This window comes from Streptococcus sp. (genome assembly GCF_032481935.1).
Taxonomy (GTDB): domain Bacteria; phylum Bacillota; class Bacilli; order Lactobacillales; family Streptococcaceae; genus Streptococcus.
The window spans coordinates 1-1,102 of record NZ_JAWERU010000100.1; the positions used below are offsets into that span (position 1 = coordinate 1).

1 protein-coding gene is annotated in these 1,102 nt (G+C 37.4%); it reads right to left on the reverse strand.

Going from position 1 to position 1,102, the window contains the following annotated elements:
* Positions 1–978, reverse strand: a 978-nt coding sequence (locus tag E7C97_RS09540; RefSeq protein ID WP_316109081.1) for an ISL3 family transposase, incomplete at its 3' end; no start/stop codon positions are given.
* Positions 979–1,102: the final 124 nt, after the last annotated feature.

Genomic DNA, 1,102 nt, shown 5'->3' on the forward strand with positions numbered 1-1,102 from the left:
TTTATTCTGAAAGTGAAAAAGCAATAGTTGATAGAGATCATAGTGGTGTTTCAAGTCTTCGGAATAGCTTAAAAGCTTGTCTAGAATCTCTTTATTCGTCAAGTGCATACGAAAAGTAGGACGATAAAATCGCTTATCTCTGAGTTTACGACTATCTTGCTGGATGAGCTTCCAGTAGCGCTTGATGGCCTTGTATTCATGAGATTTTCGATCAAATTGATTCATGATTTGGACACGAACCCGACTCATAGCTCGGCTAAGATGTTGAACAATGTGAAAACGATCTAGAACGATTTTAGCACATGGAAAAAGCTGTTTAGCTAAGGCATAGTAAGGACTAAACATATCCATAGTAATGATTTTCACCTGATAGCGAACAGCTCTATCGTAGCGAAGAAAGTGATTGCGGATGATAGCTTGTGTTCTTCCCTCAAGAACAGTAATGATATTGAACTGATCAAAATCTTGTGCAATAAAGCTCATCTTTCCCTTGGTAAAGGCGTACTCGTCCCAAGACATAATCTCTGGAAGACGAGAAAAATCATGCTTAAAGTGAAAGTCATTGAGCTTACGAATGACAGTTGAAGTTGAAATGGATAGCTGATGGGCAATATCAGTCATAGAAGTCTTTTCAATCAACTTTTGAGCAATCTTTTGGTTGATAATACGAGGAATTTGGTGATTTTTCTTGACGATAGAAGTCTCAGCGACCGTCATTTTCGAGCAATGATAGCACTTAAAACGACGCTTTTTAAGAAGAATTCTGGTAGGCATACCAGTCGTCTCGAGGTAAGGAATTTTCGACGGTTTTTGAAAATCATATTTCTTCATTTGACCTCCGCACTCAAGGCAAGATGGGGCGTCATAGTCCAGTTTAGCGATGATTTCCTTGTGTGTATCCCTATTGATAACATCTAGAATTTGGATATTAGGGTCTTTAATATCGAGTAGTTTTGTGATAAAATGTAATTGTTCCATATGATTCTTTCTAATGATGGTTTGGTCGCTTTTCATTATAGATCTTATGGGACTTTTTTTCTACACAAAAATAGGCTCCATAATATCCATAGGGGATTTACCCACTACAAATATTATAGAGCCT